We start from the raw sequence: 25,304 nt of genomic DNA on the forward strand, positions 1-25,304 counted from the left end.
AAAACGTTAGGCATGATAAAGAAAAACCGATGAATATACATTTAACTTTTGCATTAATTATTCTTTTTTTTGGGGCGTGTACCAGTCAGAATGGAGGACATGAGAATAAAAAAATAACAGAATCTTTTCCCGACTCAATAGTTAACGCAGGAATTATTTCAAAGACTGCTTTTATTGGAAATGGTAAAAATTACTTTTCAAAAGCTTATTCAGCACATGAATCTTTTAGAATTCTTAATTGGCAGAAAGATGCAGATAAAGAAAAAATTAAAAAATTTTATGCTGATGCTCTTGAAAATTATAAAAAATCCCTTGATAACAATGACGCACCTGAAAATATGATTTACACTAATATCGCTGGATTAAAATTAGATTTTGGTGATTATTATGGTGCAATATCTTATTATGAAAAATTACTTGAAAAGCATTCTAGAAATCAAGAATTTCTTTTATTGAAAGCTTTTTGTTATTTGAAATTAAATGAGATTGAAAAATCTGAAATCATTCTTGACTCAATCATTGCCATTAATGAGAAGTTAGAAATTGATAAAAAAGCAAAATCAAGTAATAAAAAGCGAATTAGTCTAAACTTGCCAGAATCAAAGGAGGATAACCCAATAATAGCTTCAGTTTATTATTATAAAGGAATTATTAATTATTTAAATAGCAATAAAGAAAATGCATGTAAAAATTGGAGCAGATCGTCTGAATTGGACAAACAAGTTTCTGAAAATGCGGTATTGGATATTATTTTAAAATATTGCCATTAAAAATGATTACCATGCCTAACATTGTGTATGAAATATGCCGGGTTGATGATGTTACGGAAAGGGCAGTGCTTCTAAGTCCCGCACATTTTGTTTATTTTTTAAAAGGTGTGCTGGGTTCCCTGCATGCGGATACTTTAGCACTTTAAAACCCGGCACATGTCATACACTAACTGTTAGCAGAAATTAAGTCACACCATATAAGTACACCAAAAGTTTAGATTAATACAATGGATTTAGAAAAAGATATTGAAGAAACATCAGAAAGGATTAAGAATAGGCAAAGTAAAATAACTTCAGAATTATCCATTCTTGAAAATAAAATAAATCTTTATACAAATTGGGCTTGGGGCTTTGTTTGGTCAGGAATAGTTGTAAGTATTTTTTCAATATTATATTTCATTTGTAAAAATTCGGAAGAGGGATTTGCATTAAACTTGCTAGGTGATTTTTTAGGAGGTAGTGTTGCTTCTATTTGGGCATTAGCTGGATTGTTTTTTATTTATGTAGCGTTTCTTGGTCAAAAACAACAATTGCTTAACCAACAATTGGAGTTAATGTATAGCCAATTAGAAGTAAAATATACTAGATTGGAACTAGCAGGTCAAAAGGAAGAAATGAAAGAACAAAATTCTACTCTTAAACAACAAAGATTTGAAAATACATTTTTTCAACTTATCAGCCTATTTAATACTATTGTTACTAGCTTAGACATAAGAGACAGAAAAACAAAGGTGGTTACTACTTCTGGACGTGAATGTTTTAATATTTTTTACTTAAGATTAAGACATCATCTTAAAAACATAAAATATGGGGAAGCGAGTACAAATGATAAATTAGACGATGCTTCAATAGCTGATTCATTAAAAGCATACGACACTTTATATGATAATGAGAAAGCGGACTTAAGCCATTATTTTAGGGTAATATATAGGATTTTCAAGTTTATAGATAATTCAGATATTGATGACAAAAGTCCTTATGCAGCAATTGCCAGAGCACAATTATCAAGTTACGAGCAAATCATAATATTTTATAATTGTTTACATGTACATGGTCGTGAAAAATTTAAACCTCTAATTGAAAAATATGCAGTATTAAAAAATCTAGATGATTCTTTAATTATTAATCACAAACATTTAGAAGAATACGATAGGACTGCGTATGGACAATAATGTAACTTCTGCTAACATTGTATATAAAATATGCCTGTCTGATGTTTGGAAGTCGAGAATAGTGCATCTAAATCCTGCACTTTTTTATTACTTTTAAAGGAGTGCAGGGTTCGGTAACGCCGGATAGTGAAGCAGTTCTAAACCCGGCACATTTTATATATTAACCGTTATGCAAAGAAACCATACATTATAGTACATCAGTAAAAGTTTTATTTTTGAGTGAAAATTAAATGTCAAAAGAATCAGAAATATTTTTTTATAAGGGAGATGATGGTAGCATCAAAATAGAGGTATTCTATCAGGATGAAACCTTTTGGATGACTCAAAAGTCTCTTGGAGATCTTTTTGGCGTGCAAAGACCTGCAATCACTAAGCATTTAAAGAAAATTTTTGAAAGTGGTGAATTACAAGAAGATTCAGTTAGTTCCATTTTGGAACATACTGCCGATGATGGAAAAAAATATAAGACAACGTTTTATAGTCTTGACGTAATTATTGCCGTTGGATACCGAGTTAATTCAAATAAAGCCACAAAATTTAGGATATGGGCAACTAAGTTATTAAAAGAATTTATTACCAAAGGGTTTGTTTTAGATGACGAACGATTAAAACAAGGAAAACAATTTGGCAAGGATTACTTTGATGAATTACTTGAGCGGATTCGTGAAATCAGGGCAAGCGAAAGAAGGTTTTACCAAAAAATTACCGATATATATTCCCTTTCAATTGATTATGACAGTAATGATTCATTGACAAAAGACTTTTTTGCAACTGTTCAAAACAAGCTGCATTGGGCAATTACCGGTAAGACCGCTGCTGAAATAATATACAGTTCAGCTGATGCTTCTAAACTATACATGGGACTGACCAATTGGAAATATGCACCTGATGGTAAAATATTAAAATCTGATGTATCGATTGCAAAGAACTACTTAATTGAACAACACATTCGAGAACTTAACAGGATTGTTTCCGCTTATCTGGATTTAGCTGAAAGTAGAGCAGAACGACAAATTCCTACAACCATGCAGGATTGGTTAAAATTTTTACACCAATTTTTAGAATTATCAAATTATCCGATTTTAAATGATAAAGGCAAAATTTCTGCATTAGAGGCTAAATTAAAAGCGGAACAAGAATATGAAAAATATCGAATCATCCAAGATAAGAATTACGAATCTGACTTTGATAAAGAAATAAAAAAAATTAAAGGAAAAGAATAAAGCACGACCTGGCTGATCAAGTTAAGGAAAGTGCAGTACTTCTAAATCCTGCACCTTTTGTTTATTTTTAAAGGTGTGCAGGTTTCGGTGCAGGCGGATACTTTGACACTTTAAATCCCGGTACATTTCATACGCTCACCGTTAAGCTTATTTGAGACAATCGACCCCCCCGAAATCTCACATAGATAAATTCAATTGTAAAAAAGAATCAGAAATGACAGACGAAAAATTGCTAAAGAAACTTGGTGAACGAATAAATCAATTAAGGCAGGAACAAGAAATGCCTTTTCAGGATCTGGTCCATAAAACAGGAATAGACAAAGGTAACCTTGTAAAGCTCACATCAACCGGATCCAATATAACACTTACTACATTTTTAAAAATATCCAGAGGTTTAAATACACCTATTGCTGATTTTTTTGACTTTGAATATGGAATAAAAAATATGGGTTGAAGGAAATGAATTGGGGAATGCTTGCTCTTCCATTTAAAGTTAAAAATTTGTTAGATTAGGGGTATAAGAAAAACCATATGGCCGTTTATTCAAATGTTAGCGGCAACCATAACAGACAATAAAACATGGCATACACATCACCATTATTTCAGAGTTCATTTGATCTCTTTTCACATTCGATAGAGCATTTTAATAGAGGAACTGAAAGAGACAGGAAATTTGTAATTCTGCATTTGGCTAATGCTGTTGAATTAATTTTTAAAGACCTAATGCTTGACTTAGGGCTATCGATATACAAAAATCCAAAAGAAACAGTTACAATAACAGGTGCTATTGAAACACTCTCAAAGGACAAAGGTATCAAGATACCGCATTTGAATAAATTGGAGTTATTAATTGATGAACGCAATGCATTACAACATCGATATGGATTTCCGAATGAGTTGACGACTATTTTTTATATGGAAGCTACTTATGATTTCTTTAGCGAGTTTCTCAAGCAAAACTATTCACTTGATATTGAGAAGATATTGGAGGACTTTCTACAACCAGAAGACCTTGCAGTATTCAAACTTCGTTCTGTGACTACGGAAACTGAATTAGACAAACTCAATAAGCTAATTAAAGTTCACCCAGTTGGAGCTTTGTTATCTGCTTATGCATATATGGAAGGACAAACAAATGAAATACGTGAGCTTATTATGAGTCAAGCTGTTGGCGAGGAGCGGGATTATCGAATGTCAATGTTTAGATTTTTCAATCCTGACAACGTGTCTCGCTTGATGTCAGAGTATGGTGTGGATGTAGATGAGAAAGTAAGAAGAAAACTATTTGACTTCAGAAATGTCAGAAATCAAGTAGCTCATGGCAGAGATACGGTAGAGGGTAAAGAAGTTGCAGATTTCATAAAAACGGTAAAAGAATTGGAGCCTAAATTTAAAGAACTTAAGGATAAAGTTGAACTTAATCCAAGACTGTTATTAGAAAAAGAGAAGGCAAGAATTGATGAACAAAAAGCGTCTTGAGAAAAGGCCCCCTCTCTGGTTAAAGTCTATCTGACTTCAACCCACAAATGAGAGCAAGTTTATTAACTTGCGGTTGCAGGGCGGAAATAGAAGAAGATGCCCAATACGCCTATAATCCTCGTTGCCAAACAAGGATTTACGAGAATAGCGATTGTACCGCTCCGAAATTTTCACTCTGTACACTTAAGAATAGTGATATTTAATAATCATGTAAATGGAAGCAATAGAATATACAAAAGGTGACGCGACAAGACCTGTGGGGTCAGGAAACAAAATAATAGTTCATGTTTGCAATGGTGGATGGGGAAAAGGGTTTGTCATGTCAATTTCAAAAAGATGGAAATTACCAGAAACTGAATATAGAAAATGGTATCAATCTAAAAATAAATTTGACTTGGGGCGAGGTCCAATTTGTACAGGTAGAAAATGATATTTGGATTGGAAATATGCTTGGTCAGAGAAATATCAAAACAAATTCAAAAGGAATTCTCCGCATCAACATTTGTGGTGAAAATCGTCATCATCTCCAAGCCAGAAAACATTAGCGGTTATTGGAAATAAATTCCTGCTCAATATCACCCTTTTTCTTAAATTTCAGCCTAATCAACTATTTTGCATGATGAGCGGATTGATTAACAAACCATCAGATTTTTTTGAAAGAATAGCCAGTTTACTAAATCAGGCCAGAAACTCAGTAATTCGAAATATTAATCATACAATGGTTCGGACATATTTCGAGATTGGCAAACTCATTGTTGAAGAAGAGCAGAATGGTAAAGACAGGGCAGAATACGGTAAGCAGCTAATCGAAGAACTTTCAATAAGGCTCAATCAAGAGTTTGGCAAAGGTTTTTCTGCTACCAACCTTAAGCAAATGCGTTCATTTTATCAGATATATTCAAAAGGTCAGACACTGTCTGACGAATTCGCGCTGAGTTGGTCTCATTACTTAAAACTCATGAGGATTGATGATGATAAAGAACGTAGATTTTATGAGATTGAATCAGCTAAAAACAATTGGAGTCTAAGAGAGCTTCAACGTCAGTATGATAGTGCACTTTATACTCGTTTGGCTTTAAGCAGAGATAAAGATAAAGTTTTGGAACTATCGCAGAAGGGATTAGTTATCGAACATCCTAAAGATGCAGTTAAAGACCCTTATGTATTAGAATTTATTGGTTTACCGGAGCATTCTGTATATTCTGAAAATCAATTGGAACAAAAACTGATTGATAAATTAGAACATTTTTTACTTGAACTTGGAACAGGATTTACCTTTGTAGCAAGGCAGAAACGGATATCTTTTGATGACAAACATTTTAGAGTAGATTTGGTGTTTTATAACCGAATTCTTAAAAGCTTTGTATTAATAGATTTAAAAATAGGAGAATTAACTCATCAGGATTTAGGACAGATGCAGATGTATGTTAATTACTATGACCGAGAAATGAGATTGCCTGATGAAAACAAGACTATAGGAATTGTTCTTTGTCAAAACAAAAGCCAAGCTGTTGTGGAATACACTTTGCCTGAGAATAATGATCAAATTTTTGCAAGTAAATATCAAACTGTTTTACCAAGCAAAGAAGATTTAAAACATATAATTGAAGACGAAGAATAAACTAACAAAACCGCTAACAATGCATAGGCCTGACCAGCAGGTTCTGTAGAAGCCGATACTTCTGAGCTTTACCTATCTTCGGTTTAGGAGGATACTTACCTGCTTTAAAATCTGCTGGCCATGCCATATGCTTACGTTATAAGACATTTTAACCAACATCTCGCTAACAAAAATTGAACATAGCAACAGAAATAAGAAACTTATACAACCCAATTCAACCGACAGTAAAGCAATCGGCTGAAAAGGTTACCTATATTGAATTTTTGCCTGACATAAAACTTCAACCATTCATTTATTGCTATTGGCAACTAAAAACAACACAAATACTTACCGAACAGTTTAATTATCGTGTTGTAGCTGACGGTTGTATCGATATCTATTTTGAACTCAATAATCCGCAGGAAAATTATGTTATGGGTTTCTGCAAGAAGTTTACTGAATTTCCTCTCGAAAACACATTTAATTATGTTGGCGTTCGATTTTTACCGACAATGTTTCCGCAACTTTTTGGGATCAATGCAATGGAATTAAGTAATCGCTTTGAACATTTGCATTTAGTTGTTCCATATTTGTCCGACTTTATTATACATAGTTTCAACGAAAATCAACAACAAGAAAAAATCAGAACTTTGCTCGACAACTATTTTCTTGATCAAATTACCAAAAGCACATTTGACTATGATAGCCGATTATACGGAGCGATAGAAATTATCTTGAAAAAATTCGGAGTTCTTGACGTTGAAAAAGAATTAAATACTGGTATCAGCACAAGACAACTTCGTAGACTCTTTGAGTTTTACATAGGTGATACAACCAAGACCTTCAGCAAGATTGTCCGGTTTCAAAATATCCTTAAAGCAAAACCTTCAAGTCAAAGTTTACGACAAAACAAACTATTCTTTGATGTAGGTTATTATGACCAATCACATTTCATCAAAGAGTTCAAAAATTTTTATGGAGTAACTCCCAGCAAAGCCTTTGGAAGATGAACTTGTCCGATTTTTACTATTTCAAGTGTTTATTCTGTGTGAACTTTGTTCCGTTAATTAAATTCAATAAAAATGAAACGGATAGTTTTAACCATTACAGCGATTTGCCTTTTGGTTATGGGCTGTTCACAGAAAAATTTAACAATTAAAAAGGAAAACAAAATGAAATTAAATGCAGGTATCATAACAGAAAAATTAGCGGAAACAAAAGCGTTTTACACACAGACATTGGGCTTTGGCGTAACATTTGAAAATGAATTTTACCTTTTGTTGCACACGCCAAATCACGAAGCAGAAATAAGTTTTTTGCTTCCAAACCACCCAAGTCAGCAACCGATTTTTCAAGCACCTTTTCAAAATCAAGGTGCTTATTTGACTATTGAAGTTGATGACGTGGACAGTATTTACAAAAAGTTAAAAGACAAAGGTGTTGAAATCAAAATCGATATTCGCAACGAAGCTTGGGGCGACAGACATTTTGCAATTCAAGACCCTAACGGAGTTGGTATTGACATTGTAAAATATTCGCCACCAACAGAAAACTAAAAAATCGCCAATGACAGCGCCTCCCCTCTGGTTGAAGTCTATCTGACTTCAACCAGCAAATGAGAGCAAGTTTATACCTTACGCTTGAAAGACAAATAGCCTATACATTCTCTATACATTTTTATAAAATACAATTATGTAAATCTGATTTACTTTCTAAAAAACAACTGATCAGCCGAAATACCATTCCCCCCTTTAAACTGAAGCAACCACACGAAAATCATCACATGTATTAATTGGGAAGGAATTGCTTCCCAGCTTTCTATAAGAGAACTACCGAATATAAGTAGTATCATAACTGCAGTCCCGGAGATCAGTGCTACTTCAGTAAAAAGCCCGATAATCAAAAGGAAACCTACACCAAACTCTATGAAAGGCAAAGCATAGCTGAAAGACACTACTAATGCCTGAGGCAGAATGGATTTTTCAAATCCCGTTACCATCCAGCTGCTAAATGAGGAAAGCTTTGGAAAACGAACCAGACCGTGACCAAACATACTTGCGCCTATTGCAAGCCTTAATAATAAATAAGCTATTGTATTCATACCGCATTTAATTTTTATTGGATCAAATTTATTCAGGATTTACAGCAAGGACTTGTAAGAACAATGGATAAATTTGTACATTCACAGGTATGGAAATCCGAAATATCCATCACCCCTTTGAGCTTGATATTCTGGAAGTAAGTTCATACTCTGCCAGGTCACATAAGAACACATTTTTTGAAATGATCTTTATCCTTGAAGGAGAAGGAATACAAATCGTTAATGAGCATAAACTTCCTTATAACCCGGATAAACTATTTCTTGTTTTCCCGCAAGACAAGCATAGTTTTGAAGTAAAGACCTTTACCAGATTTTTGTTTATCCGGTTTAATGACAGTTATTTAAAAAATCAAAGCAAAGAATGGATTAAAAAGGTTGAATATATTTTCCATAACCACAATCATCTTCCAGGATGTATTTTAAAAACAGTTACAGATAAACCTCTGATCAGAGCCCTTGCCCTAGGCCTTATCTGTGAAAATCAAAAACGTAATCCAAATCATCATGAGGTCATAACACAACTCATCAACACGATCATTACAATAGCTGCAAGGAACATAACACTCTTAAATGAATCTGGATCTTTACCTTCCTCTTCTAAAGATTCAGTTTCATTATTAAATTATATACATGAGAACATTTACTCACCGGAAAAATTAAGGACAGAAACAATGGCAGACCAGTTCAACATTTCTGCTACATACATAAGTGAATATTTTAAAAAACATACTGGTGAAAGTCTGCAGCAATACATTACACAGTACAAAATAAAACTAGTTGAAACCAGGCTTCTTTATACTCAAATGAGACTTAGTGAAATCTGTGACGAATTCGGATTTACAGATTTAAGTCATATGAATAAAGCTTTTAAAAAATATAAGGGTCTTAGTCCAACCGAATATAGAAAAACAAATAGTAAAGAGTAGCTAGATATCCTAACAACTCATAGGTAGGCTAATCACCCCCCGTCTGGTTGAAGTCTATCTGACTTCAACCCACAAATGAGAGCAAGTTTATTAACTTGCTGTTCATGGCAGGAATTGAAGGAGATACTCAATAGCCCCCTTTCAAAACAAGGATTCCCAAACACATCAATAGTATCACCCACTCCCTAAAACTCAATCTCCTCCATCTCCCAGAATACAATGCCCTTGATCGCGATCATTCAACTTTTATTATAGATTTAAGCCCCGAACAATCGGGCTAAAGCCCGAGAGATCCAAGCTTAAGCCTGGCTGTTCCAGGCTTACTTCTGGAAACTCCAGAAACCTCCTTATATTCCGGGAAAGCTCCTGACTCCTCCAGGAATACTCATGGAAGAATCAGAAGACTGCTGAACGGTCCGGGCTTAAGCATAAAGACATGAGGCTTAAGCATAAAAATTCCAGGCTTAAGCCTCAGACCTCCGAGTTTAAGCCTGAACAGCTCAGGCTTACTTCCGGATCATTCAGAAGCACTTCTAAAAGAGTCAGGAGCACTCCTTAAGCTCCCAGGAGCCCGGCTGGCGAAATCTGATATTTTACCTTCCTGCCCCTCTGGTTAAAGTCTATCTGACTTCAACCTACAAATAAGAGCAAGTTTATAACTTGCGGTGACATGGCAGGAATCGAAGAACCTTCACCTTCCAGAATAAAAAGCTTCTGATTGTAATCATTCAACCTTTATAATTGACGCCATCGCTTGAAGCGATGGCGTCAATTCAGAGCAGACATTTATTCAAATCCTTTTGATGATTTCTAGCTTAAACAAAAAAGCCCCCGAAAGATTTCCTTCCGAGGCCTTAATCAAATGGAGCGTATCTATATCCTTGCCCTGTTATTCCGGACAAGTCAAATGATTCATATACTTATTGCTTAACAAACTTGGTTTTATAAGAACCTGTAGATGTTTCAACATTCAGGAAATACAAACCAGGTTTGAAGTCTTCAACCAAAAGAGTATTACCACTAAATTCTACAGGTATATTAACTCCTTCAATGTTGGTAGCAGTTACTTTTAATACCACACCTTCGCAATCCAGGGATACATTAGAAACTGAAGGGTTCGGGTAAATGGAGAACTGAGAAGCCGTTTCTGTCTCAAAACTTTCCGCTCGTAAGTGGTTCGGATTTGCAAATCCGTTGTAGAAGAAGTCTGTAAATACCGCTCCCTGATTAGTTCCACTAAGATAATTGGTATTAACAGCACTGGCAATGATTCGATCACCATGAATATCGACATCAGATCCCACTCTAACTTTGTCAAGTCTGCCTGTAGCAGCATTGGTAGATGGAATATACATGGATCCGATTAGTGTGAAGTTGTTTTGAAGTTGATAATAGAAAATTTTTAAGTCATTTGATATAACCAGGTTCTGATTGCTGATAGCTACATTTAATCCGAATCTCGGTGTTCCTGTGATTGTTTGATAAAGAGACCAAACACCATTGCCTGACTTTTTAAAGACTAATGCTGGCTCCCCATCTCTTCCGCCAATAGCATAATTATTGGTAATATCCACATCAGAATAACCATACACCGAATTGGTATACGCGTAATCCTGTAACCAGGTCCCATTATTTTGTAATGAGTAAATGTAAACAGAAGATCCTCCTGTAACGATCATCTGCCCACCTGATATTTTTATGCATTTACCAAATCTGGCTCCGGATGGAAGCATAGGTGTAAATATCCATCCTCGTTTTGTCCACTGCTGATCGCCTGTTCTCTGGAACATATAAACACCACCGAGAGCATTGTGTCTTCCGGTAGCACCAACAGCAATCCAGTCTCCATCAATTGCTACCGCAGCACCAAAATTAAGATTGGATTCATTATCGACTGGGTCCGGAACTAATGTCGAAGTAAAGGAACTTTGGTAATCACCATTAGACAATCTGTGCGCAAGTAATACACCTCCGGACTGCACGTTATTTTGATACCTGTAGATTACTCCTGCAACAATAGCATGTTGTCCTATAGCAACTGAATGTTTTTTTCCTAATCCCAGGTTTGCGCCATTTCCATTGGTATACCTTCTAACAAATTGATTATTCTTGAATAATCTTACGGTACCGAAGTAAGTGTTGGTATTTCCGTTAAAGTATACATCGTTTTCAAATTCGGAGGCAGCAACGGTGTATTGATCATACACTGAAACAGCTGTTCCGAATTCTGATGGATGCTGAGGTTTCGGATAAACCAGTTCAGTCGCAGGGGTCTGAGCACTAACATTGCCAATGGCCAGTATCATTAAAATACTGCATACAGATTGTCTAAGTTTTCTCATGCGGTTTTGTTTTTTGCATAAGTTTATGATTTACAGACTGAAGAACCCAACAACAATTAATCTAATGCTGTTTTCCCTTAACAACCGTTGATTCTCGCTTAAGAAATGTTTCATCTTCCCAATCAATAAACCTTTGACAAACAACACCTTTTTAATCCTCATCATTTTCAATCATCTGGCATAGCGGTCTGAATTCTGATTATAGCTTAATAATTTGTGGATATACTTCACATCAGAAAAAACCAACGAAAGATGATGCTTTAAACATCACTTCTTTCCATCTGACTCATTCGAATCTAACTTGTTATACCATTCAGAAGGGCTGTAAACCCAACCTCCGCTTGAGTGTTCTATCAATTCACCCCAGAAAGGAATTTCTTTATTGGCAATATATCCATGATCACGGATGAGCTGAGCTTCTTTTATAGATCTGCAATACCACTCCTGGTCTTCTTCATCAAAATAGGGTTCTGTTAAACCCAACTCTACCTCTAACTCACTAAGCAAATAACTTCGAAGATCCCATCCACAAACAATTGTATCTGCTCCCCAAACTGAAAGAACAGGATTTCCTCCTTGCTGAGGTTCACTTATTAAAAACCGGTGAGCATACAATGGCAATAATTCAGGTGATTGCTTGTACCACTCTGCAAAGATTCTTTCTCTTTCCAAAGGAGATTGAAGAATCTCTCCCCAGGAGTCTAACCATGCACTTTTTAGAACATCGTGCCGGATAGTTTTATACGGCCAGTGTAACATCATTCTGATTTCACCATCATCTGTCAGCCAATTATAAAACATTGATTTTTCAGTAATTAAAACACCATCAGGTGTTTCAAAAACATGATCTTCGGTCAAAGGCTTTTTACGGTCTAATGTGTGTAAAACTTTTAAAAAAGCCCGATGCTCCGGAGTAAACCTGATTGAGTATTTAATTTCAATCTCGCCAATCTGAGCTTCTTCCATGCCAATCCATTTTGCACCATGAAGCCAAGTGTCATCCTCCAATGGATTTATAAGATTTGAATTATTGGCCCAATATGCCTCCGTTCTATCTTTTACCCAATACAAAAATGTATGAATATCTTCCGGAATTATTGTCATCGCTTTAGAAAACTTCCCTTACAAAGTTAACTGATTCTCAACCCGAACAAAGCAGCTCCGTTTCATCCACAGCCTGCCAACTGCTTTTCACTAAGAAACTCCTAACTGATTTCTAATTGATGCCATCGCTTGAAGCGATGGCATCAATCCTTTTCTCCGGTAAACAACGACAGACTTTTTAGTGAATAATCCGTATCTTTAACATTAATATTTAAATCAAAAATTTTATGGCTTCTGGTATTCTGGCTATTTTAGATGACATCGCTGCTTTAATGGACGACGTTCTGATAACCAGCAAAATGGCAACACGGAAAACAGCGGGAATCTTAGGTGATGACTTAGCAGTAAATGCAGAAAAAGCAACAGGATATCTTTCTTCGAGAGAACTACCTGTAATCTGGGCAATTACAAAAAAATCTTTACTTAACAAATTTATTATTATCCCGCTGGCCTTATTGTTTAATTTCTTTTTTCCTATAGTTATAAAAATTGTCCTTGTTCTTGGAGGATTTTATTTAGCCTATGAAGGAGCTGAGAAAATTGTTGAATACTTTTTCCCTCACCCTAAAAATGATACAGAGACTGAAGAAGAAAGCACTGAAGAAGATAATGCAGCAGCTGAAAAAGAGAAAATTAAATCAGCAGTCAGGACGGATTTAATTCTTTCTATTGAAATTGTCATCATTGCATTGGGAACCGTTTTAGACCAAAGCCTGACAATACAGATCCTTACTGTGTCAGTGGTAGCAATTATAGCTACTATTGGTGTTTATGGTTTAGTGGGTCTCCTAGTAAAAACAGATGATCTTGGCTACAAACTCATAAGAGATTCTAAAAACAAAGGATTTATATCCAAAGTCGGCCATTTTTTAGTCCGCCTGCTTCCATACATTATTAAGTTCTTATCTGTTGTTGGCACCATTGCTCTGCTATTGGTTTCCGGAGGCATATTTGTTCATAATATAGAGGCGTTTCATCATCTTTTCCCGGGATTGCATGATGTTATCAAAGAGTTTTTAATAGGATTGGTTGCGGGGCTTTTAGTAGTAGGACTGGTTTTGGCAGGAAAGAAAGTTGTTTCATTTGGTAAAAAGTAAAGTCATTGATTATGTAAATCTCAATAGTCCTTCTGTACTAATTGAGGATTACAAGAATACATTCTGCGGGCTGAAGTCTATCTGACCTCAGCCCGCAAATGAGAGTACTTTTTTTATCATTCTATTGAATGGAAGAATGCTGTATATTACCCAAACATTTTTCAAACTGATCAAATAGGCATCTTTGAATCTTACATAAATACCCATGACAAATTACACCGAACAAATCCAACGAATAAAAGAAAAACTTCTTGAAGCTAAAAATACAGACAAAAATTTAAAAGTTTTTGGAGCTGCAAGCCATAGATACATCATTCATGAGCCGGCAACACTAAAAAAAGTTAGCGAAATTGAGGCTAAATATTCTATTGAATTACCTGAATGTTATAAAGCATTTATACTCCATATTGGGAATGGCGGCATTAGTTCGCAAAATTCTGCGGCAGGACCATTTTACGGAATTTATCCGGTAGGAGTAAATATCAATGAATTGATTTATAATAATACCGAAGAATACTTAAAAAATGGCTGCATCATAATGCCGAAAATGACTGATGAGTATTGGAAGAGCATAACCAGCAATCCAGAAGAAAACAAAGCAATATCTAATGAAGATTTCGATGTAAAATCAGGTATATTATGGGCAGGTATACTACCAATTGGCTCTCAAGGCTGCTCCTACATTCACGGTATTGTGCTTAATGGACCACATAAAGGACGAGTTGTGAATCTTGATATAGACAGGCAAAAACCTCAATTCACCTTTGAGAATAATTTTTTGGATTGGTATGAAAGATGGCTGGATGAAGTAATTTCAGGTGAACTGATTAAGGATGTCCCAAGTTCATTCGGATACAGGAAAGGTGGCTCAGAAGAGCAATTATTAGCTTCGTTTCTAACCTCTAAGGATATGGAGGAGAAAAATGATAATTTAAGCGGACTATTGAATAAAAACTCCTTATCCAACCATACTTTAAATCAAATTGAAAATTTAATCAACATCAATTCTGAACCTAAAAATAAATTAATCCAGTTGCTGAGTAAATCAGATTACGCAAGAGCAAAACCCTATTTAATTGAATTAACAAAAACAGATTTATGTTCCGCATTTCAATTTATATACTGGTATGCAAAAGATAAAAGCAAAGAATGGATAACCGTTATTGAGAATAATATTCATAGAATTGATAATGATGAAACGTTTAGATTCTGTTCCTATTTACTAAAAGAAACAAACACTGACTATGGAAGGCTTATTGAACCGTTTACCAAAAATATTAATGATAATATAAGAGCGCAAGCATTTTACACACTGGGACTATTAAAAAATAAGAAAGACTATTTAGATTGCTTTATTGAAGGACTACAAGACAAATCAAACAAGGTGGTACATTCAACCTTGCAGGCCTTATCAGGTGTAAAGGACAAAAAATTATTAAACCATTATAAACAAATTGCAGAAAGATTTCCAATAGAACAAGATTATATTCTTGCAAATCTTAATCATAGACTTGCTGATTATGGATTAACAAACAAAACAATTTTAAATCAAAACATTCCAGAACAATCAACAAAGAAATGGTATGAGATATGGAAATAAAGACCTCCGTTAACCACATGACTTCTGCCCATAACTAAAAATATGTCACTAAAAAAAATACTTTCAAACAGTAGAAATGAATTCCAGACAAACAGATATAGATGATATAAAGAGAATCATAATTTCTAAAGACCATATTGCTGTTGAAGAAAAAGCCGTTGGTTTAATTCTAAAGTATCAAAGAGATGAAGAAATTTTATTACTTCTATGTGTAATTTTTGAATCTGATTGGCATTTCATGCACGAAGACATCGCTTCAAGTTTCCAATTCATAAAAAAACCCGTAGCTTCAAAATCTTTATTCAATATTGCCTTTTCGGACTTTGAATATCAAAATTGGAACGATAACTATCCTTTACAAAGAAAATGTACTTGGGCTCTTGCAGATATTGGAACAGAAGAAGCAAAACAATATTTACAAGAAATTGAAAAGAACGCAAATACAACAATTGCTTCCTTTGCCACAAAACGTTTGCAGAATTGGGACAAGGAAATAAATAGAAAAGGTCAAATATAAAGTAGTAATATTCGACTTTACTAACATCCCACTCTATTAAAAGACTATACGAACATCAATCAAGGTTCAATAACATTTCACAATAGTCGCAGTATGGAACTTTTCAAAACTTACATTTTGAATAAATTTTATCGGAAAGGATGGATAAGTTTTTTTTTCTATATCAAACCCCGTTTACCTTTATAAAAATCAATACCCTATTTTCATATAATTATAAGATTTACCAAAAAAGTATTTTTCACAATTCTTCCACTCTTATTTTTATTTAATAGAACTTGTTATTTAAAACTCGGTCGCAATTGAATTGCGAAGTGAACTTGGATCTTTATATTAAAATCAAAAACAAGTCTTTGAACAATAGTTCAATCTATAAAAAAATGACCAGAATTGGTTATTGATTTTGAAGTAAGCCTGGTATTCCTTTGCACATACACTAATAATAAATATCACATAGATCGAAGTAGATATTATTGAAATGGGAATTTAATGAATCACAAGATCAAGTAGCTTTATTTCAATAGATCAAATTTATACAAGAATTTGTACTAGTCAGCTAAATCACTAATCCAATCATTTTATAAACTGATCAATTTTAATTTTTAATTCACTTTTAACTTTAACCATTTAATCTATGAGAAAAATGAATTTACTCCTTCTCACAGGAGGACTTCTATTGATTTTAGGGCACCAGGCGTTTGCCCAGAAATACAAAGAGAAAGATCATGGCTCTATTGATTCCTTTAAAGGAAAAATAAAAAATAAGAGAGCCCTTGATATTGACCTGCCAGGAAAAGACAAAGCATTCAGGGGTGAAGTAAACCATGATAAAGTCAGGAATGGAGCTACAACAGTTGCCGGTATTTTAAAAGATGAACTCTCTGCGGGCTTTCAATTTACATACACAGAGAAAGGTGTAGAAGGACTGGTAGTTCTGAAAGACAAAAAGCAAGCCTTCAGATATTATACAGAAAAAGGAAAAGTAAAATCAAAGGAAGTTAATATTAACTCAGTGATGTGTGTTGAATATGCCTCCAATATCCCTGGGACTTCCCAGGCTCCTCCTATAGCACAAGCCCCACCGTCCGGAGATCCGATTTACAGTTTACAAAGTTTACCTGGTGCAGGTGCGGTAGTTTACCTGGACTTCGACGGAGAAACTGTAACAGATACATACTGGAATTCTTGGTATAACAACGGAAATATTATAAATGCACAGGCTGCCGCTGTAAATGCTACTCAGATTCAGGAAATATTCAATGTTGTATCTGAAGATTTTTTACCATTCCAATTGAATATTACTACAAGTTTGAGTGTGTACAATGCAGCTCCGGCCAACAGAAGAATGAGAGTTGTATTTACAGAGACAAGTGATTTTTTCCCTTTTGCAGGTGGAGTTGCTTTTGTCGGAATTTTTTCCGGAGGAAACCCATTAGTTAGTCCTGCCTGGGTTTTTACAGGTAATCTTCAGAATGCGAAAAATATGGGTGAAGCTGCCTCTCACGAAATCGGACATACTTTGGGCCTTGATCATGATGGCAAAACTGGTGTATCAGAATATTATGAAGGTCATAATGGCTGGGCACCTATAATGGGCGTAGGATATTACCACCCTTTGTCTCAATGGAGTAAATGTGAATATCCCAATGCATACAACCCTGGTCTAACTACACCACAGGATGACCTGGACATAATCACAACATTAAATGGTTTTGGTTATAGAACAGATGAAGACCTGAATACTACCGCTTCAGCCAGAAATCTGACTATAGATGGTTCAGGAAACGTCCTTGCTGCAAACAACAAAGGTATCATAAGCAAACGAACAGATATAGACTATTTCAAATTTACAGCGACCACCCAGTCAAATCTTGCGCTGAGTATTTCACCGGCACAGATGCATGGTGATCTTGATATCCAGGTAAGATTATTAAACTCAAGTGGTAGCCAAATCGCTGTATACAATCCGGCAGGACCAGGTAAAGTAGATATCTCCAATGCTATTAATACTGGAACATACTATCTGGAAATAGATGGAGTAGGGCAAGGAGATCTTACTACAGGATATTCTGACTATGGTTCATTAGGAGCTTATTCTATTTCAGGACAACTCAGTGCATGTGGAAACAATTTTGAACCGAATGAATCAATCGCAGCAGCTTCTCTGATAAACGTTAATACAACAAATAATGCGGCAATTACAACTTCCACAGATGTTGACTATTATAAGCTGAACGTTACAACTGCCAATCAGGATATAGAGCTGATATTGAAAAATCTGACAGCAAATTTAAAACTGGAATTACTAAGTTCCACTGGTACTGTGTTGTTCACCTCTGATAATTACGGAACCTCAGATGAAAAAATCAGTTACCTGGCTACGACTACAGGACTTTATTATATAAGAGTAACTGGTGTGAGTGGTGCTGTTACTACTGGTTGCTACACATTGGCAAATTCAGTAAAAGTCAATAACTGTCCAACCGCAAATGAACCAAATGAAAGTATTGCAGCAGCAACAGCTTTTCCTTTGAGAAGTTCTGTACAGGGAGCAATAAATACCACTACTGATAAAGATTTTTACAAACTGATCAATTTAACTGCAGGATCAGTATTGAAAATAAATTTAACAGGTCTTACTGTAGACATTGATATAAGGCTATTAAATTCATCTGGAACTCTGGTAGCTGGTTCATACAATGGAAGTTTTTCAGACGAAAATATCACTTATAATGTCCCTGCAACAGGCACATATTACCTTGAAATGTATGGATATATGGGTGCAAACAGCAGATTTTGCTATACGCTTACCAATGATGTGATCCTTTCATGTCAGAATGCTTATGAACCCAATAATCAGCCATCTCAGCCTATGCCGGAGATCCCTCTTAACTCTACTATTACTGCAGATTTTAATCTACCAACGTATGATTACGACTATTACGTGGTAACTGTACCTGAAAAGGGAACGCTTTCCTTTTCCCTTACCAACCCACCTGCTACAGGAATCTGGTTGTTGCTTTACAACTCAGCCCATACATTTTTAACACAAAGCAATACCCTGGCATTATCTTTTACAGTAACCACTCCGGGAAAATATACCATCCTGGCTTTTAATTCAGTTACAACTACAAACTTAAGTTGTTATAACTTAACCAACACATTTACTCCGGAATGCAATCTCTTTGAACCTAATAACACTGTAGCAACAGCTACTGTAACTTCACTAAACGGAAGTTTCAGAAGCACATTCACTGCTGCTACTGACGTAGATTATTTTAAACTAACCGTAACTGAAAGAGGTCAACTGAACATTTCAATTGAAGATAGAGATCCAACTTCCATTATTGTATATAACCCGGCTGGACAGATTATAACAGGTAATTCAAATACCGGATGGAACTGGCCAAGAAATTTTCTTGTGGCGGCAGCTACAACCGGGGATTACATCATTGAATTGAAACCGGTGACGAGCTATCCTATTACTTACCCAACCCAATGTTATAAAATACAGACAAGCTTTGTCCCTATGCCCGTGACTCTTTCCGGCAATGCTGTGAAGTTTAACGGGGATAATTATGGTGTTATCGGAGATGAATCTGGTATTTATATTCCTGCAAGCAACAAGCACCACATTGAAAACGCAAATATGAAGTTCTCACTGGAAGCTATTGTAAAATCTGATCAGGTACCTTACCCAGGAAGATTTAGTAGTAGTGATTCACCTGATGAAGGAATTTTCAGTAGTCCTACTATAGGTCAATTAGGAATTGTAAGAAGTGAATCATTGACTGGTAAAGATCTGTTGTACTTTTATTACTATGGTGGTGAATTATATTATGAATATAATTTTAAAGATGGCCTGTGCCACCATATTGCAGTTGTACACGATGGTACTAATTTAATTTTGTATATAGATGGAGCCAAGGTTGTTGAACAATTAAAACAATATCCAACAAATACACCATACGTAACAGGTGATACTCATCCGATAATTTTAGGTGCTTTTGGCAATGGAGCTGATTTTGGCTTTCAGAAAAGTTTCAGAGGAACTATAAAAGAAGTTCGTTTCTGGAAAGATGTTACAAGACCTCAGGCCACTATACAAGATCAGATGAATAAGGGATTGAATGGTAATGAAACAGGCTTGTTGTGTTACTGGAAATTAAATGAAACTACTGGTCAATATGCCTATGACCGCAGTATCAATGATGGAATTACATTCCCATTCCCCGAACCGGGATATTTCGGATTGACACCAGATAATAATTATTCGGACCCAAGTCGCGTTACAAATTCATGCACTAGCATTGGAAGTGCGAGATTGGCAAATGCAGATGCCATTGATTTTATGAATTCATCTCAAAAAAATGTTCAGGTATATCCTAATCCATTTAATGAAGAATTAAAATTTATATTAAATGAAAATGAAACTGAACAACATTACAATGCTGAATTAAAAAACTCATTAGGAATAACCGTTTTTGAGCAAAAAGAAGTTGTTCCGGGAGTCGAGTATTCTATTAAAGAAAACATAGTCCCTGGAACCTATTTTCTGGAAATCACCAGTGGAAATGAGAAGAGGGTAATTAAGTTAATTAAACTTTAATAACTTCAATATCTTTAATAACTTCATAAAAAGGCTGCCCTCATCAGGCAGCCTTTTCTAATAATTTTTATCTTACTTGATCATTGTCGTGATCACTACCTCGCAGAAGCTATCTGACTTCTTCCCACCAATGAGAGCTACTTTATTAACTTGAAGCCCAAATACAGTAGACTATCCAGGATTTTATCTCTTGACCAATCGACGGCGTTGAATCTTATTCCGTAAATACATATCTTGGTAGAGATACAAAAAAAAATAAACGCAACTGGTCTGAATATAAAGAATTATGTTGCATTATAAGATTGTAGCAACTTTAACTTTTAGAAATTTAAACTAATAGTACAATGAACAAAAAATGGTCTATTGATGACATTCAAAACACCTGGCAATTAGCAACAAAACTCCATGATGGGCAAAAGTACGGGGGAGCGAATCAAGGAGAGCATATAGAATATATCAATCATATTGGCAGTGTAGTTTTTGAAATTATGACAGCCATTACTATGGAAGATGGAATGAATTCTGATCTGGCTATAAAATGTGCAATTCTCCATGATACCATTGAAGATACTAACTTATCTTATGATGATATTTTATCAAGGTTTGGCAGTGCAGTAGCTAATGGAGTTTTAGCATTGACCAAAAAAGAAAACATAAGTGGAAAAAGAGAAAAAATGCTTGATAGTTTAAACCGCATAAAAGAGCAACCCAAGGAAATTTGGGCTATCAAAATGGCTGACAGAATTTCTAATTTATATGCCCCACCTTTTTATTGGACTAATGAGAAGAAAAAGGAATACCTTGAGGAAGCTCGTTTAATTCACAATGAATTGCAAGCTGGCAACAACTATCTGGGAATGAGACTTGCTAATAAGATTACAGAATATCAGAAGTTTATCGATTAACTGCATGTAAAAGAATGACAAAGGAACAATCTATAAATGAATATTTTTTTAGAATAAATAAGGTTATTGATTATATCAAAGCTCATCTTGATGAAGATCTATCGCTTGAAAAACTTTCAGAAATATCAACCTTTTCTAAATTCCACTTTCATCGCATCTTTAAAGCACTGACAGGGCAAACGGTGAATAACTTTATCAGAAATGCCAGAATAGAAAGATCCGTATTCTATCTTAATCATGATCCATCCTCTACCATTGCTGATATAGCCTTCAGGAGTGGATTTTCTAATCAGGCATCCTTTTACAGAACTTTCAAAGATATTCATCAAATCAAGCCAACTGATTTCAGAGATCACAAGCGCAAAGAAAATAGCAAGATTTGCGAGAAAGATAGCAACAATCGTAACCTTCAGGAACAGATTCAATCCTACCTTGCCACCAGAATTTATAACTTAAAAGAAATAAATATGGACAAAGGCAAATCTATCCAGATAGAGATCAAGGATTTATCTGAATTGCACGTGGTTTACATAAGAAACTTAAGCATTCACATGCACGATAGTGAAACATTTGGAAAAATGATTGAAGCGCTCTTGAAATGGGCGTTACCCAAAGGGCTTGTTAATTTTCCTGAAACAAAAGTTTTAACTGTATACAGAAGTAATCCAAATGACAAAGGGATTATCCAGGCAGATGTGTGCCTGACAGTTCCTGATGAAATTGAAGGAGAAGGGATTATTGGCAAAACCATTCTGACAGGAGGAAAATATGCAGTAATACATAAAGAGGCTACTTTGGCTGAATGCTTTACAACCTGGGATTATGTCTTTAAAGAATGGTTTCCAAGCAATGGTTATCAACCTGATAACAGGAATTTTTATATCAATCACTTAAATGAGCCAGAGAAGCATCCTCAGAAGCTTCACATTTTTGATATGTGTATACCTATCAGGGAATTATGAGGTCTTTTTTTTCTCTCTCCTTCCAATCTTTTGAAATGAGAGTACGGTACTGATAAAAATATTTTAATTCGTCACTCCAATTCGTCCCTTTGAATCTTATAAGTAAATTAATAATTTAGTCCTAACTATAAGAAGCATTGGAGTGATGCGTATATAAAGAAGTGATATGGCGCAATGCTGTAATAAAAAATAATGCATTCAACAAATGATATCCATATGTATTCCGGTATATAATTTTAATATAGCTTCATTGATAAATGAATTATCAAGGCAACTAAATTCATTGAATATTCAATGTGAAATTATAGTTATTGACGATTGCTCTCAAAATTTAAAGACTATAAACAAAAGTTCATGCGAAAAACATACCTACATAGAGTTACCCGAAAATATTGGAAGAGCAAAAATCAGAAATCTATTTTTACAATATGCTAAATATGAATATTTACTTTTTCTTGATTGTGATGCTCTCATAAAAACATCCTCCTTTCTGCCAAAATATATTGAAATTATCAAGGACAACCCGAGCGTTGTTTGCGGTGGGAGGGTTTACGATCCACGTCCTCCCAAAAGAGAGTATAGACTAAAATGGAAATATGGGATTTTAAGAGAAAGCCAGCCTTACTCTGTAAGACGCAAATTTCCCAATCGGTCATTTATGACAAACAATTTTTTAATACGAAAAAATATATTAGAAAAAATTAAGTTTGATGAGCGGATTGCACAATACGGGCACGAAGACACTCTTTTTGGGTATGCTTTAAAAAAAAGTAATATTACCATTACACATATCGATAATCCAATTCTCAATGGAGATGTTGAGCTCAATAGTGAATACCTCAATAAAACCAGAGAAGGCATCATTAATCTGATTCATATTTTGAATTTTAAAGAATATGATAATGACTTAATCAATGATATTGCGTTATTGAGATTCTATCAAAAAATAAAAATATTAAGAGGAATTATAAGATTATCATTTTTCGCTTTTAAACCTTTAACGATATTACTTTTAAAAAAAGGTTACGTTAATTTATACCTGTTTGATTATTATAAACTAGGCATTCTTATTGAAAACATAAAGACTAATTTGGATAACCAGAACGTTTAACATTCAATAGTATAAAGTTTTACTTAAATCTAAAAAACCATTTTTATGAAAAATCTATTTTACACACTAACACTTTTAATTGGATTGGTAACATTATTTTCATCCTGTAAAAAAGACTCAGATAATCCCAACCCTGAATCTCCCCTTCCAAAATCACAGGAATTTAATGTAAAAATTACTGCTAATGAAACTTACATGTTTGACTTGGGAATTTTTGGCGATGAAGAAGGTGCATCGATCTCCAGGCAAGCGACCCATTTTTCTATAAGCACAGTAGAAAGAGATAATAATTCGGGAAAAATCATTTATAAATATACACCTGCCACAAATTTTGTCGGCACCGATGAGGTTCAGATTAAATCAGAAAGAGGTTCAGATGGAGCAAGCCCAAATACCAACATAACTTATACAACGATAAAATTTACTATTATAAATTAAAGAGAATATCCTGTCTAAAGCCTTTTCTATGATGTTCACTTTAGAATTCCTGTCAAGAATAGAATGATTAAAGTGAACATCAATTCATGAACAGTTAACCTTATCTACTAATTAATTTCACTAACAATAAATAAAGTTCTTCTTGAAGAACAAGCTATTCAAATTTTTAGACCAACCAAGCTATAAAAACTAGAAATAATAGACCAATCTGATTTGAATAAACTTATACTAAATCCTTACACTGATCCAATGACACCTGAATTTCCTAATTCTCCAGTCCGTAGCACCACTTAAAATTATTCTCCTAATTTTGCATTTTTATTTGTTGACCTTCAATTAATGAATAGCTAATAATTTCTTCGCTATCAAGATTTTCTTTATGCATATCAACACCTGATATTTGGCTGTTTTCATAGGTTTTGTAGTAGTAGATACCTTTATCAGTGTTGCAGCATGAAGAATAGATGGTAATTTCATATTTATCACCTAATCGAACACAGCCACGTTGCTGTGCGGCGGAGCCTAGAATATGGAAGAATTGACTTATCGCTTCCGATTCAGAGCTGCCCGAGACGGAATTTATTTTAGTAAATACCGCTTTTACGAACCTTGAAGAAGAGGATAGATCACCAGGTAGTCCTATCGCACCCATACCCCTACTGTATGTATCAAGTACTAAATCGGGAGCAAAATTATTTTTCGGTGGGTCAATCGATAGTGTCATGTAGTTATTAAGATTAAAGAGCTGCTTGTCGAACGTTGGGTTATTCGTCAGTACCCCTACGGGATTGTCATACACGTGTAAGCCTTCTTTAACGGACTCTACAGTAATGGACTCTTCTCTGTCTGAGATGATCCAGTGAAGGGGTGACAAGGGATACTCTTTGCTGAATGAGATATTTACAAGATTTATATCTTTAAGAGCTTCTTTCACCTCTGCAACCGTCTCGTATTGCCCTAATACCCATGGAATAAATTCAAATGGAGTAATGTTTATTTTCTTCGGATCTTCAGGTTTATAGTCTGCATTTTCCGGAAAATTAAGACCCGCCATACTTAAGCCTTTTTCATTCGTTGCATCGTAGTAGAGCGGATATCCGTCGACATTCGTAGATATGCCAATAAGCGCATGGTGTGAACGGAGTTCATCTACCTGCCGAAACTTGAAGACATAGTTTCTCGGTGTTACAGTTACCGTTTCGTTATAGGAATATTCCAGGTCGAGATTTCTCCCAAAATAATGATCCGTTGCTGTATAGTTTGCTGCTGTACACATAAGTCTTTTTCCTCCTTGGTTAAACAATACTGCTCATGTTGGGTTGGAAATTCAATTATATAGTTCAATAATTTT

The 25,304-nt window shown here is 34.9% G+C and carries 23 protein-coding genes; 19 read left to right on the top strand and 4 right to left on the bottom strand.

The annotated features are described in order from the left end of the window. From MYP_RS21690 to MYP_RS21730, 9 genes are all read left to right on the top strand, one after another. Positions 1–770, top strand: a 770-nt coding sequence (locus tag MYP_RS21690; protein ID WP_045468359.1) for a tetratricopeptide repeat protein, incomplete at its 5' end; no start/stop codon positions are given. Positions 771–997: 227 nt separating this feature from the next. Continuing rightward, a complete protein-coding gene (locus MYP_RS21695; protein ID WP_045468361.1) occupies positions 998–1,942 on the top strand; it encodes a putative phage abortive infection protein in 945 nt (314 codons plus the stop codon). Positions 1,943–2,172: 230 nt separating this feature from the next. Further along, entirely contained in the window at positions 2,173–3,165 is a 993-nt protein-coding gene (locus tag MYP_RS21700; RefSeq protein WP_045468363.1) for a virulence RhuM family protein, read from the top strand. A 214-nt stretch (positions 3,166–3,379) separates the two neighbouring features. Next, a complete protein-coding gene (locus MYP_RS21705; protein ID WP_045468365.1) occupies positions 3,380–3,619 on the top strand; it encodes a helix-turn-helix domain-containing protein in 240 nt (79 codons plus the stop codon). Between the two features lie 125 nt (positions 3,620–3,744). Beyond that, positions 3,745–4,644 (top strand): hypothetical protein, encoded by a 900-nt coding sequence (locus tag MYP_RS21710; RefSeq protein ID WP_045468367.1) that lies wholly within the window; start codon positions 3,745–3,747, stop codon positions 4,642–4,644. Between the two features lie 214 nt (positions 4,645–4,858). Continuing rightward, positions 4,859–5,074 carry a hypothetical protein gene (locus MYP_RS26245; RefSeq protein WP_156140787.1) on the top strand — a complete coding sequence of 72 codons (216 nt, stop codon included), beginning with the start codon at positions 4,859–4,861 and terminating at the stop codon, positions 5,072–5,074. Between the two features lie 186 nt (positions 5,075–5,260). Continuing rightward, the gene (locus tag MYP_RS21720) at positions 5,261–6,265 is read left to right on the top strand and encodes a PDDEXK nuclease domain-containing protein (RefSeq protein WP_045468370.1); all 1,005 of its coding nucleotides are present in this window, start codon (positions 5,261–5,263) and stop codon (positions 6,263–6,265) included. Positions 6,266–6,438: 173 nt separating this feature from the next. Then, positions 6,439–7,254 carry a helix-turn-helix domain-containing protein gene (locus MYP_RS21725; protein ID WP_045468372.1) on the top strand — a complete coding sequence of 272 codons (816 nt, stop codon included), beginning with the start codon at positions 6,439–6,441 and terminating at the stop codon, positions 7,252–7,254. Positions 7,255–7,326: 72 nt separating this feature from the next. Further along, entirely contained in the window at positions 7,327–7,800 is a 474-nt protein-coding gene (locus MYP_RS21730; RefSeq protein ID WP_231570081.1) for a VOC family protein, read from the top strand. 149 nt (positions 7,801–7,949) lie between these two features. Here MYP_RS21730 and MYP_RS21735 read toward each other — a convergent pair whose 3' ends face one another. Next, positions 7,950–8,345, bottom strand: a complete 396-nt coding sequence (locus MYP_RS21735; RefSeq protein WP_045468375.1) for a DoxX family protein — start codon at positions 8,343–8,345, stop codon at positions 7,950–7,952. Positions 8,346–8,434: 89 nt separating this feature from the next. On the opposite strand from MYP_RS21735, the gene MYP_RS21740 reads away from it, so the two are divergent. Both MYP_RS21740 and MYP_RS26815 read left to right on the top strand, forming a co-directional pair. Next, positions 8,435–9,271, top strand: coding sequence for an AraC family transcriptional regulator (locus tag MYP_RS21740; RefSeq protein WP_045468378.1), 837 nt, complete (start codon positions 8,435–8,437; stop codon positions 9,269–9,271). 436 nt (positions 9,272–9,707) lie between these two features. Next, entirely contained in the window at positions 9,708–9,830 is a 123-nt protein-coding gene (locus MYP_RS26815; RefSeq protein WP_262506810.1) for a hypothetical protein, read from the top strand. Positions 9,831–10,191: 361 nt separating this feature from the next. On the opposite strand, the gene MYP_RS21745 is transcribed toward MYP_RS26815, so the two are convergent. Both MYP_RS21745 and MYP_RS21750 read right to left on the bottom strand, forming a co-directional pair. Beyond that, a complete protein-coding gene (locus MYP_RS21745; RefSeq protein ID WP_081990635.1) occupies positions 10,192–11,613 on the bottom strand; it encodes a T9SS type A sorting domain-containing protein in 1,422 nt (473 codons plus the stop codon). A 267-nt stretch (positions 11,614–11,880) separates the two neighbouring features. After that, complete coding sequence (locus MYP_RS21750) at positions 11,881–12,717, bottom strand: hypothetical protein (RefSeq protein ID WP_045468383.1); 837 nt, start codon at positions 12,715–12,717, stop codon at positions 11,881–11,883. Between the two features lie 227 nt (positions 12,718–12,944). Between MYP_RS21750 and MYP_RS21755 the strand changes: the two genes are divergently transcribed. The 8 genes from MYP_RS21755 to MYP_RS21790 all read left to right on the top strand — a co-directional run bounded on the left by MYP_RS21755 (position 12,945) and on the right by MYP_RS21790 (position 23,953). Next, complete coding sequence (locus MYP_RS21755; RefSeq protein WP_045468386.1) at positions 12,945–13,814, top strand: DUF808 domain-containing protein; 870 nt, start codon at positions 12,945–12,947, stop codon at positions 13,812–13,814. 205 nt (positions 13,815–14,019) lie between these two features. Then, entirely contained in the window at positions 14,020–15,414 is a 1,395-nt protein-coding gene (locus MYP_RS21760) for an SMI1/KNR4 family protein (protein WP_045468389.1), read from the top strand. A 76-nt stretch (positions 15,415–15,490) separates the two neighbouring features. Beyond that, complete coding sequence (locus tag MYP_RS25515) at positions 15,491–15,931, top strand: hypothetical protein (protein WP_052430428.1); 441 nt, start codon at positions 15,491–15,493, stop codon at positions 15,929–15,931. A 631-nt stretch (positions 15,932–16,562) separates the two neighbouring features. Further along, on the top strand, positions 16,563–20,537 hold the full coding sequence (locus MYP_RS25520; protein ID WP_052430429.1) for a pre-peptidase C-terminal domain-containing protein: 3,975 nt from the start codon (positions 16,563–16,565) through the stop codon (positions 20,535–20,537). Between the two features lie 344 nt (positions 20,538–20,881). Continuing rightward, positions 20,882–21,442 (top strand): HD domain-containing protein, encoded by a 561-nt coding sequence (locus MYP_RS21775; RefSeq protein ID WP_045468392.1) that lies wholly within the window; start codon positions 20,882–20,884, stop codon positions 21,440–21,442. A gap of 14 nt (positions 21,443–21,456) precedes the next feature. Continuing rightward, complete coding sequence (locus MYP_RS21780) at positions 21,457–22,404, top strand: AraC family transcriptional regulator (protein ID WP_045468396.1); 948 nt, start codon at positions 21,457–21,459, stop codon at positions 22,402–22,404. A 205-nt stretch (positions 22,405–22,609) separates the two neighbouring features. Next, on the top strand, positions 22,610–23,515 hold the full coding sequence (locus tag MYP_RS21785) for a glycosyltransferase family 2 protein (protein ID WP_045468400.1): 906 nt from the start codon (positions 22,610–22,612) through the stop codon (positions 23,513–23,515). A gap of 45 nt (positions 23,516–23,560) precedes the next feature. Continuing rightward, positions 23,561–23,953, top strand: coding sequence for a hypothetical protein (locus tag MYP_RS21790; RefSeq protein WP_045468402.1), 393 nt, complete (start codon positions 23,561–23,563; stop codon positions 23,951–23,953). A 304-nt stretch (positions 23,954–24,257) separates the two neighbouring features. On the opposite strand, the gene bsh is transcribed toward MYP_RS21790, so the two are convergent. Then, positions 24,258–25,229 carry a choloylglycine hydrolase gene (gene bsh / locus MYP_RS21795; protein WP_045468405.1) on the bottom strand — a complete coding sequence of 324 codons (972 nt, stop codon included), beginning with the start codon at positions 25,227–25,229 and terminating at the stop codon, positions 24,258–24,260. Positions 25,230–25,304 lie beyond the last annotated feature (75 nt).

The organism is Sporocytophaga myxococcoides, assembly GCF_000775915.1.
Classification (GTDB): Bacteria; Bacteroidota; Bacteroidia; order Cytophagales; family Cytophagaceae; genus Sporocytophaga; species Sporocytophaga myxococcoides_A.